This is a genomic window from Streptomyces sp. NPDC038707, from assembly GCF_040636485.1.
Taxonomy (GTDB): domain Bacteria; phylum Actinomycetota; class Actinomycetes; order Streptomycetales; family Streptomycetaceae; genus Streptomyces.
On the sequence record NZ_JBEZUP010000013.1, the window covers coordinates 139,828 to 162,307 of the forward strand.

A 22,480-nucleotide genomic window follows, 5' to 3' on the forward strand; every position below is an offset into this window, starting at 1 on the left:
TGCGAAACGTGCCCGTACGTCCGGTGCGGCCGGTGCCCGGCAGCGGTCGAGCGGCGCCGCCGCCACCCGGTTCCCGCGCGGCGCGCGGAGCGCGGCGAGGCCGCGGGGGACGACGGGGGTGACCCCGAGGGTGCGTGGGTCCCGCACTGGCGGCGGGGGTGACCACCCCCGCCCACAAGCCGTCCCTGTCCACGCCGACCGCCCCTGTCCGCCGGCCGGACGCGTCGACGCCCGTTCCCGCGGCCGGTGCGGCGAGCCGCACCCGTCAGGCCCGGCCGCCCCCGTCCGTGCGGCCGGCCGGCCCGGACCGTGGCGGCCGGTGATGCCGCGCCGCCAGTGGCCGGCCGGTCCTGTCCTTCCCGCGCCGGAGCCTGCCGTCGGTGCCGACGGGGCCTTCGTCAGAGGCCCTGCCACTCCGGCTTGTTGGCGTAGGTGTGGCGGAAGTAGTCGGCCAGCTTCAGTTTGGACGCGGCGGCCTCGTCGACGACCACCGTGGCGTGCGGGTGGAGCTGGAGCGCGGAGGCGGGGCAGACCGCGGCGACCGGGCCCTCGACGGTCGCCGCGACCGCGTCCGCCTTGCCCTCGCCCGTCGCCAGCAGCACCAGGTGCCGGGCCTCCAGGATCGTCCCGATGCCCTGGGTGATGACGTGGTGCGGGACCTGCTCGATGTCACCGTCGAAGAAGCGGGCGTTGTCGACCCGGGTCTGCTCGGTCAGCGTCTTGATCCGGGTGCGCGAGGCGAGCGAGGAGCAGGGCTCGTTGAACCCGATGTGCCCGTCGGTCCCGATGCCGAGCAGCTGGAGGTCCACCCCGCCGGCCTCGGCGAGTGCGCGGTCGTACGCCTCGCACGCCGCCTGCACGTCCTGGGCCGTGCCGTCCGGACCCATGAACGCGTCCATCCCTATGCCCAGCGGCTCCAGCACCTCGCGGCGCAGCACCGAGCGGTAGGACTCGGGGTGGTCCGAGGGCAGCCCCACGTACTCGTCGAGCTGCGCGATCCGCGCCCGGGAGGTGTCGACCGCGCCGGAGCGCACCTTGGCGGTCAGTGCCTCGTAGATGGGCAGCGGGGTGGAACCGGTGGCCACGCCGAGCAGGGCGTCGGGCTTGCGCCGCAGCAGCCGGGCCATGGCCTCGGCGATCAGTTCGCCGCCCGCCGCGGCATCCGGAACGATGACAACTTCCACGCTGGGCCTGCCGTTCTGAAGTGGGCTCTGTGCGTCTAGTGGTTTAGACCAATCTAACAGAGACGGCATCCCGAGGGCGGGGGGAAACGGGGAAGTCCCGGGAAACTCTCAGGTGAGGGAACCGCCCGTCGCGTCCAGCCAGTGGCCGGTCACCCAGCGGCCGTCCGCCGAGGCCAGGAAGGCGACCGCGTCGGCCACGTCCGCCGGTGTCCCGACGCGCCCGAGCGCCGATATCGCGGCGGCCCGGGCCTGGCCGTCCTCGGTGCGGTGCAGGAAGTCCGCGGTGTTGTCGGTGTCGATGATGCCGGGAGCCACCGAGTTCACCGTGATCCCGCGGGGGCCCAGCAGCTTGGACAGGTCGCGGGAGAAGACGTCCAGGGCGGCCTTCGTCATCGCGTACGCCACCTTGTCCGGCATCACCGCGGTGCGGGCTAGCCCGGAGGAGATGTTGATGACCCGGCCGCCGTCCCGCAGGCGCCCCAGTCCGTGCCGGACCAGGTGGAACGGCGCCTTCACATTTACCGCGAAGACCCGGTCGTACTCCTCCTCGCTCAGTTCCTCGATCGGCGCGGACGTGCCGATGCCCGCGTTGTTCACCAGGATGTCCACCCCGTCCGCGTGCCGGTCGAACTCCGCCCACAGCCGCTCGGCGTCACCGGGCGTGCCCAGCTCCACCCCGATCGCGAACGCGGAGCCGCCCGCCGACCCGATCGCGGCCACCGTCTCCTTGGCGGCCCGCTCATTGGTGCCGTAGTGCACCGCCACGCGGGCACCGTCGCGCGCCAGCCGCTCGGCGATGCCCCGACCGATGCCCCGGCTCGCGCCCGTGACCAGTGCCGTCTTCCCCGTCAGCGCACCCATGGCCGCCCCTCCAGAATTGTCTAGCGGTCGCTACAGAAAGACCGTACACCACCTCGCCGACAATTTTCTAGGGGTCGCTATAAAATGGTCCGTATGGCGACGGGACAGGACACGGGGACGAAGAACGGCGGCGCGGGCCGGACGCGGGGCCGGCCGCGCTCCTTCGACCGCGCCACGGCGCTGGAAAAGGCGCTGATGGCCTTCTGGGAGCGCGGGTACGAGGCCACCTCGGTCTCCGACCTCACCCGCGTGATGGGCATCGGCGCGCCCAGTCTGTACGCGGCCTTCGGCGACAAGCAGTCCCTCTTCGACGAGGTCGTCCGCGTCTACAACGGCACGCACGGCGCCTTCGGCGAGCGCGCCCTCGCCGAGGAACCCACGGCCCGCGAGGCCGTCGCACGTCTGCTCCGCGAGGCCGCCGCCGTCTACACCGACCCGGCCCATCCGCACGGCTGCATGGTCATCCACGCCGCCACCAACTGCACCAACCCCGAGGTCGAGGCGCTGCTGCGGGAGCGGCGCAACGCCAACATCGCCGCCTTCGAGGCCCGCGTCCGGGCGGACATCGCCGCCGGGCTGCTGCCGGCCGGTACCGACGCCACCGCCCTCGCCCGGCACACCGGCGCCGTGATCCAGGGCATGTCCCAGCAGGCCCGCGACGGCGCACGCCGGGAGGAACTGGAAGCACTCGCGGAAATTGCCATGGCCATCTGGCCCCACGACTGACCCGGGCGGGCTAGGCTGCGTGGCATCGCGGGCCGGCGCCTGTCGCGGCGCGGACGTTTCCGCACCATGGACACGATGACGTGGTCTAGTCCAGAATCGAACAACAACAAGCCTCCGTCTTCCCCGCACAGGAAGGCGGACCGAGGATCCGGTGCTCTCTGCCCTGACTGCCCCGGCTCCTCGACCTTCGGCCGACCGGGACCGCACACCCCACGGCCGTTGATGCTCCGGGCTGCGGTGCCGGTGAGGGTTGAGGGTCCCTTCCAGGCGCCGCGGCCCGCGGGTGTTTTTTCGGCCACCGTCAGGCCCCGGGTACGCTCGCACACGTGCCCTCCATGAACGAACTCGTACGCCAGCACACCGCCCTGGACGACTCCGACCTCGAGTGGCTCCACCTGCTGGTCTCGGAGTGGCAGCTGCTCTCCGACCTCTCCTTCGCCGACCTGGTGCTCTGGGTCCCCACCCGGGACGGCACCCGGTACGTCTCGGTCGCCCAGATGCGGCCCAACACCGGCCCGACCTCGTACCAGGACGACATGGTCGGCCACCTGGTCCCGCGCGGCCGGCGGCCGATGCTGGACGCGGCGCTGGACGAGGGCCGCATCGTGCGCGAGGGCGACCCGGAGTGGCGCGAAGAGGTCCCCGTACGGGTCGAGTCCATCCCGGTACGGCGTGAGGGCCGCGTCCTCGGCGTGATCGCCCGGAACACCAACCTGCTCACCGTGCGCACCCCGAGCCGTCTGGAGCTGACCTATCTCCAGAGCGCCTCCGACCTCGCGCAGATGATCGCCGCCGGCTCCTTCCCGTTCCCCGGCCAGCAGGTCGACATGGACGCCTCGCCGCGCGTCGGCGACGGCCTGATCCGGCTGGACGCGGACGGCATCGTCCAGTACGCCTCCCCGAACGCCCTCTCCGCCTACCACCGGCTGGGCCTCGCCTCCGACCTGGTCGGACAGCACCTCGGGCAGACCACCGCCGAACTCGCCCCCACCCGGGGACCGGTCGACGAGGCGCTGGCCAAGGTGGCCAGTGGCTGGGCACCGCGCGAGTTCGAGATCGAGGCGAACGACGGTGTCATCCAGTTCCGGGCCATCCCGCTCAAGCCCAAGGGAACCCGCATCGGTTCGCTGGTGCTGCTCCGGGACGTCACGGAACTGAGGCGCCGCGAACGCGAGTTGATCACGAAGGACGCCACCATCCGGGAGATCCACCACCGGGTGAAGAACAACCTCCAGACGGTCGCGGCCCTGCTGCGGCTCCAGGCCCGGCGCATCGACTCCGAGCGCGGCCGGGAGGCCCTGGAGGAGGCGGTCCGCCGGGTCGGCTCCATCGCCATCGTGCACGAGACGCTGTCCCAGAACCTGGACGAGCGGGTCGAGTTCGACGACATCGCGGACCGGGTGCTGGCCATGGTCGCCGAGATCTCGCCGGGCAAGGTCACCGGCCGGCGCACCGGACGGTTCGGCATACTCGACGCCGAGGTGGCCACTCCGCTGTCCATGGTCCTCACCGAGATCCTGCAGAACGCCCTGGAGCACGGCTTCCGCGAGGGGGACACCGGCACGGTCGAGGTCTCCGCGGTGCGCGGGGGCACCACCAAGGAGGCCCGGCTGCTGGTCACCGTCCAGGACGACGGCGTCGGCCTGCCCGAGGACTTCGACCCGCACCGCTCCGGCAACCTCGGCCTGCAGATCGTACGAACGCTGGTGGAGGGCGAGTTGGGCGGATCCTTCGACATGGTGCCGGCGGCCGTGCGCGGGACCCGGGTGATCCTGGACATCCCGGTACGGGCCCAGAAATAGGCACCCTCTTCGCGGCGGTGCCGAGGCCGGCGGCAACTTCCTCGCCGGCCAAGGCGTTCCTCGCAGAACGCATCGCCAGGGCGCCGCGGGCGGTGCGTACGGGCACAGCAAAAAGCCCCGGACCGCCATTGGTCCGAGGCTGATGCTCGTTGCTGCTCTGCTTGTATCGCTAAGCGCTCCGGGGGAACTGCGCGCTGCGGCTCGGGGGCGGGAGATGCGTACGTGCTGTGCGCGCCGCCAAGCTCAGGCTGTCAGCAGGGGTGGATGTGTCAGGCGGAGGCCTGACGGGCCCGGTTGCGGGCGGCGCGGCGCTTCATGGCGCGGCGCTCGTCCTCGCTGAGACCACCCCAGACGCCGGAGTCCTGACCGGACTCGAGCGCCCACTGCAGACACTGCTCGATCACCGGGCAGCGACGGCAGACGGCCTTGGCTTCCTCGATCTGCAGCAGCGCAGGACCGGTGTTGCCGATGGGGAAGAAGAGCTCGGGGTCTTCCTCGCGGCAAACGGCGTTGTGACGCCAGTCCATGGCTGCTACCTCTCCTTGGTATTACGTGCAGGTTGCTTGTGAATGTGAACGCTTTCACGAATCCCCCAACAAGTGAAGGGCCGACCGCCGAGTTCACACCCGGCGTGGTCCTTGATTTGAAGAGGGGTTCCGGTGATCAGTGGAGGCCGGTGTTGCGGGCCGTCCCGATCGCCACGTAGAGACTCGCAAACCTCGGCGGCGGATACAACCCCTTCCGGAAAGTTTTTTTTGATTCCTCGGTGTCGACTAGGTCACAGCCGTACTTCCATGGGGTGGATCCTGGCCTAAACGTTCGAGTGAAAGGACTTTTGCCCGTTCCGCTCACACAATCACACGCAGTGCACGGCGTACGCCTGTGAACGTCACGCTCGTACGCAACCCCAGGTGGTCACCGTCCATCTGGAGGGGCAGCGGCACCTTCGAATGCAAGGTGAACTGATCCAGATCATGGAGGGAGACCGCATGCTTGCCGTGCGGTCCGCGCTCGGGGGACGAAGTGAGCAACTGGGTGCCATACCGGGCAACCGCGGCCGTCGACAGGCGGCTGAGACCCAGTACGTCGATGCCCGTGTCGAACGACGCCTTGGGCGAGGTGTACATGGGGCGGTTGCCGAGATACGTCCACGGGGACGTGTTCGAGACTATGGCGACGACGAGATCCTCGACCGGGTCCGCGCCGGGCCGTTCCAGGGTGATCGTGCCGTTCCGGCGGTTCGGCTCGCCCAGGAACTGCCGGACCACCTGCCGGACGTACAGCGCGTGGGTCGACTTCTTCCCGCGCTCGCGCTGCTGCTCGACCCGGCCCACCACGCCCGCGTCGAAGCCGAGCCCGGCGTTGAAGGTGAACCAGCGGGGCGGCACCGCCTCGTCCTCGCTGCCCGGCGGGCCCGACGTCAGCCCGAGGCCGACGATCCGCTCGGTGCCGTCGCGCAGCGCGTCCAGCAGCGCGCCGGTGGCCTCGACGGGATCGTTGGGCAGGCCCAGAGCCCGGGCGAAGACGTTCGTGGAGCCACCGGGGACGACGGCCAGACCGGGCAGGTGCTCCGGGTCCGGGCCGGCGTGCAGCAGGCCGTTGACGACCTCGTTCACCGTGCCGTCGCCGCCGAGCGCCACCACCAGGTCGATGTCGTCGCTCTCCGCCGCCTGCCGGCCGAGGTCGCGGGCGTGGCCGCGGTACTCGGTGGTGACCGCCTCCAGCTTCATCTCGCTCGCCAGCGCGTGGATGAGCACATCACGTCTGCGTGCGCTTGTGGTGGTAGCCGCCGGATTGACCACGAGAAGTGCACGCATGCATGGCAGGGTACCTACTGGGGGGTACCCGGCCCAGACCGAGGTAGGGATCCGGTAAGAGGCGGGGGCGTGAGCATGGACACGTTCCGCCGGGCGCGTCCCGCCGGGTGCCCGGCCGCCACCGGGGCGCTACGGCTACCCTTCAAGGGTGAGCAGTCAGCAGAAGCCCGCCCCCGCCACCGCCGAGACAGCCGCCCCCGAGGGACCCCGCCCGCGCCGGCTGACGTACGCGGCGGTGCTGGCCGCGCTGGAGGGCGCCGCTCTGGTGGCCGGCGGCCTGTGGGTGCTGGTCCGCGGCGTCACCGGGGAACCGGACGACCGCCAGCAGGCCGTGACCCTCGGCATCACGCTGATCGTCCTCGCGCTGCTGCCCCTGCTCGCCGCGCGCGGGCTGCTGCTGCGGCGCGGCTGGAGCCGGGGCCCCGCGGTGATCACCCAGCTCATGGCGCTCCCGGTGGCCTACAGCCTGGTCCAGGCCGACAGCATGGCCATCCCGGCGGGCATCGTCCTCGCCGCGGTCGCCATCGCCGCGCTGGTGCTCCTCGTCAACGGCGAGACCACCCGGGCCCTCGGCATCAAGGGGCCCGGCCGGGCCGAGTAGGGGACGCCGGCGTACGGGGCAGGGCCCACGGAGCCGGCCGGAGGCGTCGCTCCAGGCTCACCGTGCCGGGCGGCGGCGCTCTCACTCCTCCACGAGGAGCTTCTCCCGCAGCTGGGCCAGGGTGCGGGCCAGCAGCCGGGAGACGTGCATCTGGGAGATGCCGACCTCCTGCGCGATCTGCGACTGGGTCATGTTCCCGAAGAAGCGCAGCAGCAGGATCCGCTTCTCGCGCGGCGGCAGGTCCTCCAGCAGCGGTTTGAGGGACTCGCGGTACTCCACGCCCTCCAGCGCCTCGTCCTCGGCGCCCAGGGTGTCGGCGACCGCCGGCGACTCGTCGTCCGTGTCGGGGACGTCCAGGGACAGCGTGGAGTACGCGTTCGCCGACTCCAGGCCCTCCAGGACCTCCTCCTCCGAGATGGCCAGCTTCTCGGCCAGCTCGTGGACCGTCGGCGACCGGCCGTGCAGCTGGGACAGCTCGGCCGTCGCGGTGGTCAGGGAGAGCCGCAGTTCCTGGAGCCGGCGCGGCACGCGGACCGCCCAGCCCTTGTCACGGAAGTGCCGCTTGATCTCGCCGACGACCGTCGGGGTGGCGTAGGTGGAGAACTCCACCCCGCGCTCGGGGTCGAACCGGTCGACGGACTTGATCAGACCGATCGTGGCGACCTGGGTGAGGTCGTCCAGCGGCTCGCCGCGGTTGCGGAACCGGCGCGCCAGGTGCTCCACGAGCGGCAGATGCATACGGACGAGCTGGTTGCGCAGCTCCGCGTACTGCGGACTGCCCCCGGGCAGCGAGCGCAGCTCGACGAACATCGCCCGCGCCCCGCTGCGGTCCTGGACGTCGTGCTGTGCGGCCTGGACGGCCTCCGTGTCCGGCGCGTCGTCCTCGGCGTATCGCTCGTGCTCGCTCATCGTCCCGCCCGTAGCCCTTCCCCGAGCCCTGGCCCCCGTGCGGACGGCGGATGCGGCGCCGTCGTGCGACGCCGGCGGCGCGCCCGGTACGGCGTCGTCACCGGCGGCACGCGCGGAGTCGTCCTCCGGGTGCGGCCTGGCCTGCTCGGGGATGCCGTCGATGCCGTCCGCCATGCGCCGGGAACCGTCCCGGGGGTCCGCCCCGGAGGTCTCGGCGTCACCCGACCAGGAGGGACCCCCGTCCCCGGTCGGCAGCTCCCGTGTGCCGCGATCTTCGTCCCGCACCGGCCCGTCCCCGTTCCTTCACGCCGGCCCGGGGCCGACACCACGCTGTTTGTAGAGGCTGATCGAGACCGTCTTGTCCTCGTCCACGGCGGAGGAGACCTTGCCCGCCAGGGCCGACAGCACGGTCCAGGCGAAGGTGTCCCGCGAAGGGGCGTGGCCGTCGGTCGTCGGCGCCGACACCGTCACTTCCAGCGAGTCGTCGACCAGCCGGAAGACACAGCTGAGCACCGAGCCGGGCACGGCTTGCTGGAGCAGGATCGCGCAGGCCTCGTCCACGGCGATGCGCAGATCCTCGATTTCGTCCAGGGTGAAGTCCAAGCGGGCCGCCAGACCGGCCGTGGCCGTCCGCAGCACCGACAGGTAGGCACCCGCGGCCGGCAGCCGGACTTCCACGAAGTCCTGGTTCGCCGCGGGCTCGCCTGCGATCTGGGACACCCTCACCTCCATGGTGGTACAAGCTTTACGGGGCCGAGGGTCGCCCCCCGGGGTAACGCGTACGTGGTTCAAGCGGTGACGCTATCGCGCTCCGAACGTTCCTGTCCCCGGGACCCCAACCCCCTGGCGTCACTCACAGTAAAGCTCCGGATACGCTCCGTGTCTAGAGGGTGGGCGGGCCCAAATGGGAAGAGCGCGCGCCGGATTGACGTACCCAGACGTCAGACGCTCGAACCGTCGTGCGGAAGCCGCCACAAGCAGTGTCACACGAGAACGCGGTCCGGTGAGAAGTCCGGGTCGAACGGACGCGGGTCAGACGAGCACGTGGTCGACGAAGCACCACCGCCAGTCCTCGCCGGGCTCGAAGGTCCGCATCACCGGATGACCGGTCCGCGCGTGGTGCTCCGTCGCGTGCCGCCCCGGCGAGGAGTCGCAGCAGCCGACATGACCACAGGTGAGGCACAGCCGCAGCTGCACCGGGTGAGTGCCGTCCCGCAGGCACTCCGGGCAGGTCTCGGCGAGCGGCGCCGGTTCCGGGTGCGGCAGCGCGTCGGCGTGCGTGCACTGTTTCATGATTGCCAGATTACGACGGGTGTGCGGATGACCGCGCGGACGACGAGGGTGGGCGAGGAACTTGGACGTGATGCCGCTGCTGTTGCTGGTGGCGGGCAGTGCGGCGGTGGCCGCGGCGGCCCGGCGCACCCCCGCGCCGGCCCCGCTGCTGCTGGTCGCCGTGGGCCTCGCGGTCTCCTACCTCCCCGGCGTGCCGTCGTACACCCTCGACCCGCACGTGGTCCTGCCGCTGCTGCTGCCCCCGCTGCTGTACACCTCGGCGACCGACAGCTCCTACCTGGACCTGCGCGCGCAACTGCGGCCGGTGGCGCTGCTCTCGGTCGGCTACGTCCTCTTCGCGACCGTCGTCGTCGGCTGGGCCGCGTACGTGATCGTCCCCGGGCTGTCGCTGCCCGCCGCGCTGGTGCTGGGCGCGGTGGTGGCCCCGCCGGACGCGGTGGCCGCCACGGCGGTCGCGCGCCGGGTCGGCCTGCCCTCCCGGATCACGACCATCCTCCAGGGCGAGTCCCTGCTGAACGACGCCACCGCCATCACCGCCTACAAGGTGGCGCTCGGGGCCGCCGTCGGCGAGGGCGCCAGCTGGGCCGGCGGCATCGGCGAGTTCGCGCTGGCCGCGGTCGGCGGGGTCGGGATCGGGCTGGTCCTCATGGTGCCCCTGCACTGGCTGCGCACCCGTCTCACCGAGCCGCTGCTGCAGAACACGCTGTCGCTGCTGATCCCGTTCGTCGCCTACGGGGTCGCGGAGCAGTCGCACGCCTCCGGGGTGCTCGCCGTCGTGGTCGTCGCCCTCTACCTCGGCCACCGCGCGTGGGAGGTCGACTTCGCCACCCGGCTCCAGGAGGAGGCGGTGTGGAAGATGGTCGCCTTCGTGCTGGAGTCCGCGGTGTTCGCCCTGATCGGTCTGCAACTGCCGATCGTCCTCAAGCGGCTCGGCGAGTACGAGGGCCCCGCCGCGGCCTGGTACGCGGTCGCCGTCTTCCTGGTCGTCGTGGTGGCCCGGTTCGTCTGGGTCTATCCGGCCACCTTCCTGCCCCGGCTGCTGTCGGCACGCATCCGCGCGCGCGAGGAGAACCCCACCTGGCGGGGCGCGATGGTCACCTCCTGGGCCGGCATGCGCGGGGTCGTCTCCCTGGCCATCGCCTTCGCCATCCCGTCGACCATGGCCGACGGCCCGCGCAACCTGATCCTCTTCCTGACCTTCACTACCGTCATCGGCACGCTCGTCGTGCAGGGCGTGACGCTGCCGCCGCTGATCCGGCTGCTGCGGTTCCCCGGCCGCGACCGGCAGGCCGAGACCCTCGCCGAGGCCAACGCCCAGGCACAGGCATCCCGGGCCGCCGAGGCCCGGCTCGACGACCTGCTCACCGACGAGCGCAACACCCTGCCGCCGCCGCTCGTCGACCGGCTGCGCACCGTCCTGGAGCGCCGCCGCAACGCCGTCTGGGAGCGGCTCGGCCAGGTCAATCCGGTCACGGGCGAGTCCGTGGACGACACCTACCGCCGGCTGTCCCGGGAGATGATCAGCGCCGAACGCGAGGTCTTCGTCAGGCTCCGCGACCGCCGCTACATCGACGACGAGATGCTGCGCGCCCTGCTCAGGCGCCTGGACCTGGAGGAGGCGGCGGCCTTCAGGGAGGCCGGTTAGCCCTCCGGGGCGGCCGGGGGCTCCGGGAACGGCCGCCCGGTGACGACGGCGGCGACCGCGCTCCCGCGCGCGAAGGCGCCCTCTTCCGCGAGGGCGACAAGTCCGTACAGCAACTTGGCGACATAGAGACGTTCCACCGGCAGCCCGTGGCGCTGCTCGAAGTCACGTGCGAACGCCTCCAGTTCGGCGGTCGTCCGGGCGTATCCGCCGAAGTGGAAGCGGTCGTCCAGGGACCAGGCGCCGGTACGGGAGCCGAAGGCACGTTCCTGCAAGGCCTGCACTTCGGCCTCCAGGAAGCCGCCCTTCAGGACCGGTATGCCGAGTGCGCGCCCGTCCGCCCCCAGTCCGGCGGCGAGCCCGGCGAGGGTGCCGCCGGTGCCGCAGGCGACCGCGACCACCCCGGCCCGGCCGCGTAGTTCCGCGCCCAGCGCCCGGCAGCCCCGCACCGCCTCGGCGTTGCTTCCCCCTTCGGGGACGACGTACGCGCCTTCGGCGCCGGCCGCGCCCAGGATCCCGGCCAGGGTCGCCGGCTCGGTCTTGCGGCGGTACGTCGACCTGTCGACGAAGTGCAGCCGCATGCCGTCGGCCGCGCACCGGGCCAGGGACGGGTTGAGCGGCCGGCCGGCCAGCTCCTGGCCGCGGACCACTCCCGTGGTGGTCAGCCCCAGCAGCCGGCCCGCGGCGGCGGTGGCCCGCAGGTGGTTGGAGTAGGCCCCGCCGAAGGTGACCAGGGGCCGGCCGCCGGCCGCCGCGATGTTCGGCACCAGCTTGCGCCACTTGTTGCCGACGAGGCGGGGGTGGATGAGGTCGTCCCGCTTGAGCAGCAGCCGGAGCCCGCGGCGCTCGAACCGGGGGTCCCGCACCTCCTGGAGGGGCGAGGGGAGGCGCGGGGCGAGCGGGTCGGTGCGGGTCACGGCTCCATTGTCGCCCGCGGCGGGACGGCCGGTGCGGCCACGGCCGCCGGTGCGGCTACTCCTTCAGCCGGTCCCGCACCCGCTCCCGCAGGGAACGCATCGAGACCCCCCGTGGGTCCACCTTTCCCGGCTGCCACTCCAGGTGGCCGATGACCGACCGCTCCGTCCAGCCGTGCCGGCGGCACAGGGCCGCGGCGGCCCGGACCGCCGCCTCCACCTGCTCGTCCGGCCAGGGGTCCTCCCCGTCGCCGAGGTTCTCGCACTCGAAGCCGTAGAAGTGCCGGTTGCCGTCGGTGTTCGCCTCGTTGTCCGGCGGCAGCCCTTTCTCCGCGATCACCGCCCGCAGCACCTCGTCGTCGCCGAGCCCGGCGTGGTTGGTGCGGCCGTAGCCGACCAGATGGACCCTGCCGTCCTTGGTGATCACGCCGTGGCACAGAGGGCCCGGCAGATCCGGGTGGCCGTCGCGGCACAGGTCCACCGTCCGCTCGCTGCCCCGGGTCACGGTGTGATGGATCATCACGCCGTGGACGGGTCCCCAGGGACCCTTGTGATTGCGGTTGTGGTCCTGCCAGTCGCCGACCTCGACGACTGTGACGCCCTCGGCGCGCAGCGCCTCCAGGAACTCGCTCGCCGACATGGGTGGGGCCATGCCCGACTCCTTCGTGCCGTGCCCGTCCGGCCGTGAGCGCGGCCGGATGTCCTGCCTGCTTCTACCGAAACCGGACGTCCCGGAACACATCGTTCGTACGGTGTGCGAGCCGATCCGGACAGCCGGCGGCTGCCGTGCGGACCTGGACGAAATCCTTCTTCGTGCCCAGTAATCCGATGATCCATTCCCGCTCTTTCGGGTAATGGCGCGGACACGGTCGGTGCTGGGAGGCTCGGACGTGAGACCGGTGCCCGGTGCACTGCGGCACCGGGCATACATGGGAGGGCAATTCCTTATGTCGGTAGGCGAAGAGGTCCGTACCGATCAGAACAGGCCGCAGCAGTCCCTCGGGACGGCGGCGGCGCGCAATCTGGCCACCACCACCAAGTCCGTTCCGCAGATGCAGGAGATCAGCTCCCGCTGGCTGCTGCGCACGCTTCCCTGGGTCGACGTCCAGGGCGGCACCTACCGGGTGAACCGACGGCTGACCTACGCCGTCGGCGACGGCCGCATCACCTTTGTGAAGACCGGGGACCAGGTGGAGGTCATCCCGAACGAACTGGGCGAACTGCCGGCCCTGCGGTCGTACGAGGACGAGGACGTGCTGACCGAACTGGCCCGGCGCTGCCGCCAGCGCGAGATCGCGCCCGGCGAGGTCATCGCCGACTTCGGCCACCGGACCGACGAGGTGTACCTGCTGGCCCACGGCCGGGTGGAGAAGATCGGCACGGGACCCTACGGAGACGACGCCGTCCTCGGAGTCCTCGCCGACGGCGCCTACTTCGGCGACCAGGCGCTGCTCGACCCGGAGGCGATCTGGGAGTACACCGTCCGCGCGGACACCGCGACCACGGTGCTGGTCCTCAGCCGCCAGGACTTCCAGCAGGTCGCCGAGCGTGCCGACTCGCTACGCGCCCACCTCGAGCGGCTGCGCTCGATCCCCCGGCAGCGGACCAACAAGTACGGCGAGAAGGCGGTCGAGCTGGCGGCCGGCCACTCCGGCGAGCCCGACATCCCGCACACCTTCGTGGACTACGAACCGCGACCGCGCGAGTACGAACTGAGCATCGCCCAGACCGTCCTGCGCATCCACTCGCGCGTGGCCGACCTCTACAACCAGCCGATGAACCAGACCGAGCAGCAACTCAGGCTCACGGTCGAGGCGCTGAAGGAGCGCCAGGAGCACGAACTGGTCAACAACCCCGAGTTCGGCCTGCTCAGCAACTGCGAGTACGACCAGCGGATCCAGCCGCACGACGGGGTGCCGAGCCCGGACGACATGGACGAGCTGCTCAGCCGCCGCCGGGGCACCAAGCTGTTCCTGGCCCACCCGCGCGCGATCGCCGCGTTCGGCCGCGAGCTGAACAAGCGGGGCCTGGTCCCGGAGACCATCGACATCGGCGGCAACCGCATCCCCACCTGGCGCGGGGTCCCGATCTACCCGTGCAACAAGATCCCGGTCAGCGAGGCCCGCACGACCTCCATCATCGCCATGCGTACCGGCGAGTCCGAGCAGGGCGTGATCGGTCTGCGGCAGTCCGGCATCCCGGACGAGATCGAGCCGAGCCTGTCCGTCCGGTTCATGGGGATCAACGAGCAGGCCATCATCAAATACCTGGTGACGGCCTACTACTCGGCCGCCGTGCTGGTGCCGGACGCGCTCGGTGTTCTGGAGAACGTCGAGATCGGCCGGTGGAGGTGACGTTTCCGCACGTAGTGGCCGTGTCCCCGGCCGCCGGGACGGGTAGGCCCTCGGGGAACGCGTCCGGGCGGCCGGGGGACATCGGCTCGCGCGGACCTGGCGAGGGGGAGGCATGGCCGAGTACATGACGGAGACCGACGAGCGTTCCCCCGCTGTGCCGTACGCCGGCACGGCGGGGGAGGCCCGGGAGACCACCGGGGCCGCCACCGGTCCGCTCGACGGGCAGGAGGCCCTGGCGCAACTGGAGCGCACCAGGACCCTGGTCTACCCGGAGCTGCGCGCGGCCGTGGAGTCGCTGCCCGGTGCCATGCGCCGGATCGGGCTCTACCACTTCGGCTGGCAGCACGCCGACGGCACACCGGCGGCGGGCAACGCGGGCAAGGCGATCCGGCCGGCGCTCGTGCTGGCGGCGGCCGCCGCGCTCGGCGGTCCGGCCGCCCGGGCGGCGGCGGTCCGGGCCGCGGCGGCGGTCGAACTGGTCCACAACTTCACGCTGTTGCACGACGACGTGATGGACCGGGACACCACCCGCCGGCACCGGCCGACGGCCTGGACCGTGTTCGGGGACACCGACGCGATCCTCGCCGGGGACGCCCTCCAGGCGCTGGCCCTGCGGCTGCTCGCAGAGGACCCGCACCCCGCATCCGTCCCGGCCGCGGCCCGGCTCGCGGCCTGTGTGGTGGAGCTGTGCGAGGGGCAGCACGCGGACACCGCCCTGGAGCAGCGCGCTCCGGACGCGGTGACGCTGGACGAGGTGCTCGCCATGGCCGAGGCCAAGACCGGCGCACTGCTGGGCTGCGCGTGCGCGCTGGGCGCGCTGTACGCGGGAGCCGGTGCGGAGGAGGTGGCCGCGCTGGACGGCTTCGGCCGCCAGGCCGGGCTCGCCTTCCAGCTGATCGACGACGTGATCGGTATATGGGGGGACCCGCGGCACACCGGCAAGCCGGCCGGCGCGGATCTCGCCGCCCGCAAGAAGTCTCTGCCGGTGGTGGCGGCGCTCACCTCCGGCGCCCCGGCGGCGTCCGAGCTGGCCGCGCTGTACGGCAAGCCGTACCTCGGCGAGGAGGCGGAGACCGGGGAGATCGCGCGTACGGCACTGGCGGTGGAGCGGGCCGGCGGCCGGGACTGGGCGCAGGCCGAGGCGGCCGACCGGATGGCCCGGGCCATGCAGGAACTGGCCCGCGCGGTCCCCGAACCGGAGGCGGCGGGCGGTCTGCTGGCGCTCGCCGAGTTCGTCACCCGGCGCAGCAGCTGAGCGCCGGCGGCCGGCGACCGAGGAGAACCCGGAGGCTCCGGGTCCGTGCGGCTCCTGACCCCGCACGGCCGAAGGAGACTCCGGTCAGGGGCCCCGCACACCCCCACAGTGTGCGGGGCCTCCGCTTCCCGCCCCGGCCTGGGCGGCGGGATGCGAGGAGGCCGCCTACCCTGAGGGCATGGGCAGCGAGGAACCCGTCTGTCCGGTCTGCGGACAGCGCGTGGAAGCGGTCGTCAAGCGGCACAAGACACTGGGCGCCTGGGTGCCGGTCTGGGGCCGCGGCCCGTGCCGCAACCCCGACTGCGCGGCCTATGGCGGCCCGGAGGGCGACCGGCCGGCCACCCCCGGCACCCGCCGTTCTCCTGCGCCGGGCCGGTCCACCGAGCCCGCGTCCGAACCCGCCCCCGGTCCTTCTCGCTCCCGCGCTCCGGGCCGGTCCGCCGGTGTGCGGAACGACGGCGGCCGGGCGCCGGAGGGGCCGGGAACGCCGTAATCGGGTCGGTTGGCGGCCCCTGGACGCCGTAGCGTGGGCGGATGCCGAAACTGCCGTACATCCTGCACCTCACCGAACGCTCCCTGTGGGAGGCGGCGCGTGAGCGCGGTGCCTACGAGCTGTCCACCCGGGGCCGCACCCTCCAGGAGGAGGGCTTCATCCACTTCTCCAGCCGGGAGCAGCTTCCGCGCATCGCCGAGTTCCTCTACGGCGGCTACGACGGCCCGGACGAACTGGTCGTCCTGGTCGTGGACCCGGCCCGGACCGGGGCGCCGGTGAGGTACGAGTCCGCCGAGCCGGGCGGGGAGGAGTTCCCGCACCTGTACGGGCCCCTGCCGGCCGAGGCCGTGGTGGACGTGGAGCCCTGGGGCTGAACCGGGCCGCGCCCACCGGACGGCGGTCCGTCAGGCCGTCGGGCGTTCGATGAAACGGAGCTGGTTGCCCGCCGGGTCCCGGAAAGCGCAGTCCCGGACCCCGTACGGCTGGTCCATCGGCTCCTGGAGCACATCGGCGCCGGACTCCCGCACCCGCTCGTACAGCGCGTCGCAGTCGGGCGTGGTGAAGATGACCCCGCGCAGCAGGCCCTTCGCGAGGAGTTCGTTGAGGGCCTGCTTGTCGGCCGGCGAGGCGTCCGGGCTCGCGTCCGGCGGCTCCAGCACGATCTCCACGTCCGGCTGGAGCGGGGAGCCCACGGTCACCCAGCGCATCCCTTCGAAGCCCACGTCGTTGCGGACCTCCATGCCCAGCACATCGCGGTAGAAGGCGATGGCCTTGTCATGGTCGTCCACCGCGAGGAAACACTGCGCGAGTTTCACGTCCATGGGCTCACCCTAGATCCGCACCGGGCCGAGCGCCTCAGTACGGGCGGCGGCGGGGCCGGGTCAGCCGGCGGGCCACGCACGGCGGGATCGCGGCGCTCTCCTCGTGGTCACGGGCGCGGTAGGCGCTCGGCGTCTCGCCGACCAGCTCGGTGAAGCGGGAACTGAACGAGCCGAGGGAGGTGCAGCCGACGGCGAGGCACACCTCGGTCACCGTGAGGTCGCCCCGGCGCAGCAGCGTCTTGGCCCGCTCGATCCGGCGGGTCATGAGATAGCCGTACGGGGTCTCGCCGAACGCCTTGCGGAAGCTGCGCTGGAAGTGGCCCGGGGACATCAGGGCGTCCCGGGCCAGCTCCGTCATGTCGAGCGGTTCGGCGTACTCCCGGTCCATACGGTCGCGCACGCGCCGCAAGCGTCTCAGATCCTCCAGTGCGGTCACCGGCCCAGCCTCCCACAGCGCGGTCCGCGTCCCCGCCGGAAAAGACCGCACCCGGTCCGCGGGCGCGCCTTGGTGGGCGGGCCTGCGGACCGGGTGCGGCCGGAAAGCGGGCGATCAGGCGGTCAGGCCTGCTTGGTCTCCCAGAAGATCTTGGCGATCTGCTCGATGTAGTCCAGAGCCTTCTGGCCCGTCGCCGGGTCGGTGGACGCCTTGGCGGCCGAGAGGGCCTTCAGGGCGTCGTTGACCAGCTGGTGCAGCTCCGGGTACTTCTCGAAGTGCGGGGCCTTGAAGTAGTCGCTCCACAGGACGGAGACGTGGTGCTTCGCCAGCTCCGCGCGCTGCTCCTTGATGACGGTGGCGCGAGCCTGGAAGTGGGGGTCGTCGTTGCCGGCCATCTTCTCCTGGACGGCCTTCACCGACTCCGCCTCGATGCGGGCCTGGGCCGGGTCGTACACGCCGCAGGGCAGGTCGCAGTGGGCGCTGACCTTGACCTTGGGGGCAAACAGGCGGGAAAGCATGGAGCATTCCTTCCTCGTGATCGTCTTCTCAGGTGCGACATTACTCCCTGAGGAACGCGATTTCTCGGCTGCCCCCTAGGGCTTAGGACAAAAGTCCAGGGTGAGACTGAGACTGGTGGAGGAACGGACCGGGGAGGTGCCGGGGATGCCGGAACTGTCGCAGGAGACCGAGCGGGAGAGAGGAGTGGCGCCCTTCGGGCTGGCGGAGGTGACCGGCCCGTCGATGGTGCCGACGCTGCACCACGGGGACCGGCTGCTGGTGCGGTACGGGGGCGTGGTGCGCCCCGGCGACGTGGTGGTCCTGCGCCATCCCTTCCAGCAGGACCTGCTGGTGGTCAAGCGGGCCGTGGAGCGGCGCGACGGCGGCTGGTGGGTGCTCGGGGACAACCCGTACGCGGGCGGGGACAGCACGGACTACGGGGTGGTGCCCGAGGAGCTGATCCTGGGCAAGGCGCTGTTCCGGTTCCGGCCGGCCGGAACCGGTCAGCGTTCGCCGCTCACGCTGCTGCGCTGGGCGCTCTCGGCGGCCCGGCCGCTGCTGCCGGACCGGTCGGCCTCCAGACGTTTGCGCGCCCGGTAGGCGGCCACGTTGGCGCGGGTGGCGCAGCGGTCCGAGCAGTAGCGGCGGGAGCGGTTGGTGGACGTGTCCAGGTAGGCGTTGCGGCACGGGGCCGCCTGGCACAGGCCGAGGCGGTCGACGCCGTACTCGGTGAGGTGGAAGGCCAGGCCCATCGCCGCTATGGCCGCGTAGCCGGCGGTCGCGTTGGAGGGGTGGTCGGCCAGGTGCATGTGCCACAGCGGCCGGCCGTCGTCGTCGCGGTGGTCGTGCCCGGAGATCTGCGGGCTGACCGGGAACTCCAGCAGCAGTGAGTTCAGCAGGTCCACGGCCAGGGTCTCGTCGCCCTGGTCGGCGGCCTCGAACACCGCGCGCAGCCGCGCCCGGACCGAGCGGAAGCGGGTCACATCGGCGTCCGTGGCGCGGCGGGCGGCCGACGCGTTGACGCCGAAGAGGTCGCGGACGGCCTCGACCGTGGTCAGGGTGTCCTTGCCCCGGGCCGGCTCCTCGCTGTTGACGAGACGAACGGCGTAATCCGAGTAATAGGCCAGTTCCACTTGTAGTCCTTACGCGGGCGTCATAGGGTCGTGTCTGCGGTCGGGTAAGAGCCGGTCGTGCTTCCAGGGTATTACGCGAGACGAGGGGAGTCGGGGGTTTCATGGCGACGAGTACCGGAACCGACTGGGCGGCCTGGCAGGAGAGCTGGGACCGGCAGCAGGAGTGGTACATGCCGGACCGCGAGGAACGCTTCGGCATCATGCTCGACATGGTCGAGGCGCTCGTCGGCACGGCACCGCGCGTGCTCGACCTGGCCTGCGGCACCGGCAGCATCACCGCCCGGCTGCTCCGCCGCTTCCCCGGGGCCACCAGCACCGGCGTCGACCTGGACCCGGCGCTGCTCGCCATCGCGCACGGCACCTTCGACGGCGACGACCGCGTCCGGCTCGTCACCGCCGACCTCAAGGACCCCGACTGGCCGGCGAAGCTGCCGTACGACTCGTACGACGCCGTTCTGACCGCCACGGCCCTGCACTGGCTGCACGCCGAACCCCTCGCCGCCCTCTACGGTCAGGTCGCGGAGCTGGTCCGCGACGGCGGTGTCTTCATGAACGCGGACCACATGATCGACGAGACCACGCCCCGGATCAACGCCGCCGAGCGCGCCCGGCGGCACGCCCGCATGGAACAGGCCAAGCGGGACGGTGCCCTGGACTGGGCGGACTGGTGGCAGCTGGCGGCGGAGGACCCGGTCCTCGCCGAGCCGACCGCCCGCCGCTTCGCGATCTACGGCGAGCACGCGGACGGGGACATGCCGTCGGCGCGGTGGCACGCGCGGGTGCTGCGCGAGAAGGGGTTCGCCGAGGCCCGGCCCGTGTGGTGCTCGCCGTCGGACACGCTGCTGCTCGCGCTGAAGTAGGCCGGGCAGCCGGAAGGGGCGGTACGGGTGGCCCGTACCGCCCCTCACGCGCAGGTCAGAGGACCTTGGACAGGAACGACTGCGTCCGCTCGTGCCGCGGGTTGGTCAGCACCTCCCTGGGGTGGCCGGATTCGACCACCACACCGCCGTCCATGAAGACCAGGCTGTCGCCGACCTCGCGGGCGAAGCCCATCTCGTGGGTGACGACGACCATGGTCATGCCCGACTCGGCGAGGTCCCGCATGACGTCGAGGACGTCACCGACCAGCTCGGGGTCCAGGGCCGAGGTCGGCTCGTCGAACAGCATCAGCTTCGGCTCCATCGCCAGCGCCCGGGCGATCGCCACCCGCTGCTGCTGGCCGCCGGAGAGCTGCGAGGGGTAGTGCCCGGCCCGGTCGGCCAGGCCCACCCGCTCCAGCAGCTGCAGGGCGCGTTCCCTGGCCTCGGCGCGGCTCACGCCCTTCACCTGGACCGGCGCCTCCATGACGTTCTCCACGGCCGTCATGTGCGGGAACAGGTTGAAGCGCTGGAAGACCATGCCGATGTCGCGGCGCTTCATGGCGACCTCGCGGTCCCGCAGCTCGTACAGCTTGTCGCCCTGCTGGCGGTAGCCGACCAGCTCGCCGTCGACGTACAGCCGCCCGGCGTTGATCTTCTCCAGGTGGTTGATGCACCGCAGGAACGTCGACTTGCCGGAGCCGGAGGGGCCGATGAGGCAGAACACCTCGCCGGGCCTCACCTCCAGGTCGATGCCCTTGAGCACCTCGACCTGGCCGAAGGACTTGTGCACGCCCTCGGCCTTGACCATCGGGACCGCGTCCCGCGGCCGCGTGTCCTGCGTCTTGCTCAGCTTGTCGGTCATGCCGTGACCTTCCTGCTGGAGAAGGTCGTCAGATGCGTCTTCACCTTCTGCCACGGGGTCGGGGGGAGGGTGCGGCTGGAGCCGCGGGCGTAGTAGCGCTCCAGGTAGTACTGGCCCACGCTCAGCACCGAGGTCATGATCAGGTACCAGGCCGCGGCGAGGAAGTACATCTCCACCGGGGCGCCGGAGTTCTGGCCGATGTCCTGGGCGTAGCGGAAGAGTTCCGCGAACTGGACCTGCGCCACGAGCGAGGTCGTCTTCAGCATGTTGATCACTTCGTTGCCCGTGGGCGGCACGATCACCCGCATCGCCTGGGGGACGACCACCCGGCGCAGCGTCTTGCCGTGGCTCATGCCGAGCGCGTGGGCCGCCTCGGTCTGGCCCTCGTCGACCGCGAGCAGGCCGGCCCGGCAGATCTCGGCCATGTACGCCGCCTCGTTCAGACCCAGGCCGAGCAGCGCCGTCAGCAGCGGCGTCATGAAGCTCGACCAGTAGTCCTTGTAGATCGGCATCAGGTTGATGTACTCGAAGACCAGGCCCAGGTTGAACCAGAGGAACAGCTGGACCAGGACCGGGGTGCCGCGGAAGAACCAGATGTAGAACCAGGCGATGGACGAGGTCACCGGGTTCTTCGACAGCCGCATCACCGCCAGGAGGATGCCGCCGACGATGCCGATCGCCATCGACAGGACCGTCAGCAGGAGGGTCTTGCCGACACCGGTCATGATCCGGTCGTCGAAGAAGTAGTCGGGTATCGCGTGCCAGTTGATCTTGCCCTGGGCGAACGCGTTGATGATCGCGACGAGGACCGCGATCGCGATGACGGCGGTGACGTACCGTCCGTAGTGCCTCACCGGGATGGCCTTGATGGCCTCGGCGCCGGCCGGGGGCGTGTCCTTCGGACCCGCCGTCTTGTCGATGTCAGTCACGGGTAGTGCCTCTCGGTGGCCGCTGCTGTCGGTCGCGGGTCACTTGCCGCCGTTGATGACGGCCTGCTTGACGGCGCCGTCCTGGGCGCCCCACTTCTCGAGGATCTTCTGGTACTCGCCGTTCCTGATGAGCGCGTCCATCGCCGCCTTGAGGGCGTCCCGCAGCTGGGTCTCGTTCTTGGCCACCGCGATGCCGTACGGGGCCGCCTCGACCTGGTCGCCGACCAGCTCGAAGTCCTTGCCGCCGCCGGAGGTCTTCACGGCGTACGCGGCCACGGGGAAGTCGGCGGACACGGCGTCCACGCCGCCCGAGCGCAGCCGGGTCTGCGCCTGCTGGTTGTCGTCGAACGCCTCGATGGAGAGCTTCTTGCCCTTCGGACACTTCTTGGCCTGCTGCTTGGCCAGGTCGTCCGAGGTGGTGCCGCGCTGTACGGCGACCTTCTTGCCGCACAGGTCGTCCCAGGTCTTTATGCCCTCGGTGTCTCCCTTGCGCGTGTATATGGAGACACCGGCGGTCAGGTAGTCGACGAAGTCGACGCCCTCGCCGACGTGCTTGCCGGTGTCGGGGTCGACGCCCTCCTGACGGTTCTTGTTGTCCGTCATCGCCGACATCGCGATGTCGTACCGGTCCGAGCGCAGACCGGTGAGCAGGGCGTCGAAGGTGCCGTTCTGGAACTCGAACGTCACCCCGAGCTGCTTGCCCAGGGCCTCCGCCAGATCCGGGTCCAGGCCGACCACCTTGCCGGCGGAGTCCTTGTACTCCACCGGGGCGTACGCGATGTCCGACCCGACCCGGATCTTGCCCTTGCCCCGGATGTCCTGCGGGAGCTTGTCGGCGAGCGGGGCACTGTTGGCGGACGCGCTGCCGGAGTCCTTGTTCTTGTCCTTGGTCTGGTCACCGCAGCCGGTGAGCAGCAGGGCGCCTGCGACCGCGATCGCACCGACCGCGGCAAGACGGGAGCGCGCGGCGGTGGTACGACGGGTGGAGCTTGCGGTCATCGTGGTTCCTCCGGCGGATGGGAAGAGTTGCCGATGGGTCGACGGAAACACACACCTTCGGGTGTCGCGACCTCGTGGGTTTACGGCATCT

26 protein-coding genes are annotated in these 22,480 nt (G+C 71.4%); 10 read left to right on the forward strand and 16 right to left on the reverse strand.

Annotated elements, in window-relative coordinates:
* Positions 1 to 398: 398 nt before the first annotated feature.
* Together nagB and AB0E62_RS19800 are read right to left on the reverse strand one after the other, a co-directional pair.
* Positions 399 to 1,184, reverse strand: a complete 786-nt coding sequence (nagB, locus tag AB0E62_RS19795; protein WP_362194949.1) for a glucosamine-6-phosphate deaminase — start codon at positions 1,182 to 1,184, stop codon at positions 399 to 401.
* A 108-nt stretch (positions 1,185 to 1,292) separates the two neighbouring features.
* Entirely contained in the window at positions 1,293 to 2,045 is a 753-nt protein-coding gene (locus AB0E62_RS19800; protein WP_362194952.1) for an SDR family oxidoreductase, read from the reverse strand.
* Between the two features lie 93 nt (positions 2,046 to 2,138).
* Between AB0E62_RS19800 and AB0E62_RS19805 the strand changes: the two genes are divergently transcribed.
* Complete coding sequence (locus tag AB0E62_RS19805) at positions 2,139 to 2,771, forward strand: TetR/AcrR family transcriptional regulator (protein ID WP_362194955.1); 633 nt, start codon at positions 2,139 to 2,141, stop codon at positions 2,769 to 2,771.
* 326 nt (positions 2,772 to 3,097) lie between these two features.
* Complete coding sequence (locus AB0E62_RS19810; RefSeq protein WP_362194958.1) at positions 3,098 to 4,573, forward strand: PAS domain-containing sensor histidine kinase; 1,476 nt, start codon at positions 3,098 to 3,100, stop codon at positions 4,571 to 4,573.
* A 269-nt stretch (positions 4,574 to 4,842) separates the two neighbouring features.
* Here AB0E62_RS19810 and AB0E62_RS19815 read toward each other — a convergent pair whose 3' ends face one another.
* Together AB0E62_RS19815 and AB0E62_RS19820 are read right to left on the reverse strand one after the other, a co-directional pair.
* On the reverse strand, positions 4,843 to 5,100 hold the full coding sequence (locus AB0E62_RS19815) for a WhiB family transcriptional regulator (RefSeq protein WP_003992873.1): 258 nt from the start codon (positions 5,098 to 5,100) through the stop codon (positions 4,843 to 4,845).
* 321 nt (positions 5,101 to 5,421) lie between these two features.
* On the reverse strand, positions 5,422 to 6,390 hold the full coding sequence (locus AB0E62_RS19820; RefSeq protein ID WP_362194961.1) for a diacylglycerol kinase family protein: 969 nt from the start codon (positions 6,388 to 6,390) through the stop codon (positions 5,422 to 5,424).
* Between the two features lie 148 nt (positions 6,391 to 6,538).
* On the opposite strand from AB0E62_RS19820, the gene AB0E62_RS19825 reads away from it, so the two are divergent.
* Entirely contained in the window at positions 6,539 to 6,991 is a 453-nt protein-coding gene (locus AB0E62_RS19825; RefSeq protein ID WP_362194964.1) for a hypothetical protein, read from the forward strand.
* Positions 6,992 to 7,072: 81 nt separating this feature from the next.
* Here the strand turns inward: AB0E62_RS19825 and AB0E62_RS19830 are convergent, their stop codons facing one another.
* The 3 genes from AB0E62_RS19830 to AB0E62_RS19840 form a co-directional block, all read right to left on the reverse strand.
* Positions 7,073 to 8,185 carry an RNA polymerase sigma factor SigF gene (locus AB0E62_RS19830; RefSeq protein ID WP_362194967.1) on the reverse strand — a complete coding sequence of 371 codons (1,113 nt, stop codon included), beginning with the start codon at positions 8,183 to 8,185 and terminating at the stop codon, positions 7,073 to 7,075.
* 18 nt (positions 8,186 to 8,203) lie between these two features.
* A complete protein-coding gene (locus AB0E62_RS19835; RefSeq protein ID WP_030609825.1) occupies positions 8,204 to 8,620 on the reverse strand; it encodes an anti-sigma regulatory factor in 417 nt (138 codons plus the stop codon).
* A gap of 312 nt (positions 8,621 to 8,932) precedes the next feature.
* A complete protein-coding gene (locus tag AB0E62_RS19840) occupies positions 8,933 to 9,193 on the reverse strand; it encodes a UBP-type zinc finger domain-containing protein (protein ID WP_362194970.1) in 261 nt (86 codons plus the stop codon).
* Between the two features lie 61 nt (positions 9,194 to 9,254).
* Here AB0E62_RS19840 and AB0E62_RS19845 point away from each other — a divergent pair, with 61 nt between their 5' ends.
* Positions 9,255 to 10,838 (forward strand): Na+/H+ antiporter, encoded by a 1,584-nt coding sequence (locus AB0E62_RS19845; RefSeq protein WP_362194973.1) that lies wholly within the window; start codon positions 9,255 to 9,257, stop codon positions 10,836 to 10,838.
* On the opposite strand, the gene AB0E62_RS19850 is transcribed toward AB0E62_RS19845, so the two are convergent.
* Positions 10,835 to 11,752, reverse strand: coding sequence for a pyridoxal-phosphate dependent enzyme (locus AB0E62_RS19850; RefSeq protein WP_362194975.1), 918 nt, complete (start codon positions 11,750 to 11,752; stop codon positions 10,835 to 10,837). The two genes, AB0E62_RS19845 and AB0E62_RS19850, sit on opposite strands and share 4 nt — an antisense overlap.
* A 55-nt stretch (positions 11,753 to 11,807) precedes the next feature.
* Positions 11,808 to 12,401: an N-acetylmuramoyl-L-alanine amidase gene (locus AB0E62_RS19855; protein WP_362194977.1), complete on the reverse strand. Its 594-nt coding sequence runs from the start codon at positions 12,399 to 12,401 to the stop codon at positions 11,808 to 11,810.
* 295 nt (positions 12,402 to 12,696) lie between these two features.
* Between AB0E62_RS19855 and AB0E62_RS19860 the strand changes: the two genes are divergently transcribed.
* The 4 genes from AB0E62_RS19860 to AB0E62_RS19875 all read left to right on the forward strand — a co-directional run bounded on the left by AB0E62_RS19860 (position 12,697) and on the right by AB0E62_RS19875 (position 16,225).
* Positions 12,697 to 14,103, forward strand: a complete 1,407-nt coding sequence (locus tag AB0E62_RS19860) for a family 2B encapsulin nanocompartment shell protein (RefSeq protein WP_362194979.1) — start codon at positions 12,697 to 12,699, stop codon at positions 14,101 to 14,103.
* Between the two features lie 112 nt (positions 14,104 to 14,215).
* A complete protein-coding gene (locus AB0E62_RS19865; RefSeq protein WP_362194981.1) occupies positions 14,216 to 15,358 on the forward strand; it encodes a family 2 encapsulin nanocompartment cargo protein polyprenyl transferase in 1,143 nt (380 codons plus the stop codon).
* Positions 15,359 to 15,536: 178 nt separating this feature from the next.
* Positions 15,537 to 15,851, forward strand: a complete 315-nt coding sequence (locus AB0E62_RS19870) for a hypothetical protein (protein WP_362194983.1) — start codon at positions 15,537 to 15,539, stop codon at positions 15,849 to 15,851.
* 41 nt (positions 15,852 to 15,892) lie between these two features.
* Positions 15,893 to 16,225 (forward strand): DUF952 domain-containing protein, encoded by a 333-nt coding sequence (locus tag AB0E62_RS19875; protein WP_362194986.1) that lies wholly within the window; start codon positions 15,893 to 15,895, stop codon positions 16,223 to 16,225.
* A 30-nt stretch (positions 16,226 to 16,255) separates the two neighbouring features.
* On the opposite strand, the gene AB0E62_RS19880 is transcribed toward AB0E62_RS19875, so the two are convergent.
* From AB0E62_RS19880 to sodN, 3 genes are all read right to left on the reverse strand, one after another.
* Positions 16,256 to 16,672 carry a VOC family protein gene (locus tag AB0E62_RS19880; protein ID WP_362194989.1) on the reverse strand — a complete coding sequence of 139 codons (417 nt, stop codon included), beginning with the start codon at positions 16,670 to 16,672 and terminating at the stop codon, positions 16,256 to 16,258.
* Positions 16,673 to 16,706: 34 nt separating this feature from the next.
* Positions 16,707 to 17,108, reverse strand: a complete 402-nt coding sequence (locus AB0E62_RS19885; protein WP_030609853.1) for a helix-turn-helix transcriptional regulator — start codon at positions 17,106 to 17,108, stop codon at positions 16,707 to 16,709.
* A 122-nt stretch (positions 17,109 to 17,230) separates the two neighbouring features.
* Positions 17,231 to 17,626 carry a superoxide dismutase, Ni gene (sodN, locus tag AB0E62_RS19890; protein WP_362194992.1) on the reverse strand — a complete coding sequence of 132 codons (396 nt, stop codon included), beginning with the start codon at positions 17,624 to 17,626 and terminating at the stop codon, positions 17,231 to 17,233.
* A gap of 145 nt (positions 17,627 to 17,771) precedes the next feature.
* Between sodN and sodX the strand changes: the two genes are divergently transcribed.
* A complete protein-coding gene (gene sodX / locus AB0E62_RS19895; RefSeq protein WP_362195164.1) occupies positions 17,772 to 18,206 on the forward strand; it encodes a nickel-type superoxide dismutase maturation protease in 435 nt (144 codons plus the stop codon).
* Here sodX and AB0E62_RS19900 read toward each other — a convergent pair.
* Entirely contained in the window at positions 18,110 to 18,739 is a 630-nt protein-coding gene (locus AB0E62_RS19900; RefSeq protein ID WP_362194995.1) for a CGNR zinc finger domain-containing protein, read from the reverse strand. The two genes, sodX and AB0E62_RS19900, sit on opposite strands and share 97 nt — an antisense overlap.
* 101 nt (positions 18,740 to 18,840) lie before the next feature.
* Here AB0E62_RS19900 and AB0E62_RS19905 point away from each other — a divergent pair, with 101 nt between their 5' ends.
* Positions 18,841 to 19,599 carry a class I SAM-dependent methyltransferase gene (locus tag AB0E62_RS19905; protein WP_362194998.1) on the forward strand — a complete coding sequence of 253 codons (759 nt, stop codon included), beginning with the start codon at positions 18,841 to 18,843 and terminating at the stop codon, positions 19,597 to 19,599.
* 55 nt (positions 19,600 to 19,654) lie between these two features.
* Here the strand turns inward: AB0E62_RS19905 and AB0E62_RS19910 are convergent, their stop codons facing one another.
* From AB0E62_RS19910 to AB0E62_RS19920, 3 genes are read right to left on the reverse strand one after another with little or no spacing between them, the layout of a single operon-like run.
* On the reverse strand, positions 19,655 to 20,407 hold the full coding sequence (locus tag AB0E62_RS19910; protein ID WP_362195167.1) for an amino acid ABC transporter ATP-binding protein: 753 nt from the start codon (positions 20,405 to 20,407) through the stop codon (positions 19,655 to 19,657).
* A gap of 50 nt (positions 20,408 to 20,457) precedes the next feature.
* Entirely contained in the window at positions 20,458 to 21,390 is a 933-nt protein-coding gene (locus AB0E62_RS19915; protein ID WP_362195001.1) for an amino acid ABC transporter permease, read from the reverse strand.
* 39 nt (positions 21,391 to 21,429) lie between these two features.
* Positions 21,430 to 22,389 carry an ABC transporter substrate-binding protein gene (locus AB0E62_RS19920; RefSeq protein ID WP_362195004.1) on the reverse strand — a complete coding sequence of 320 codons (960 nt, stop codon included), beginning with the start codon at positions 22,387 to 22,389 and terminating at the stop codon, positions 21,430 to 21,432.
* Between the last annotated feature and the right edge of the window lie 91 nt (positions 22,390 to 22,480).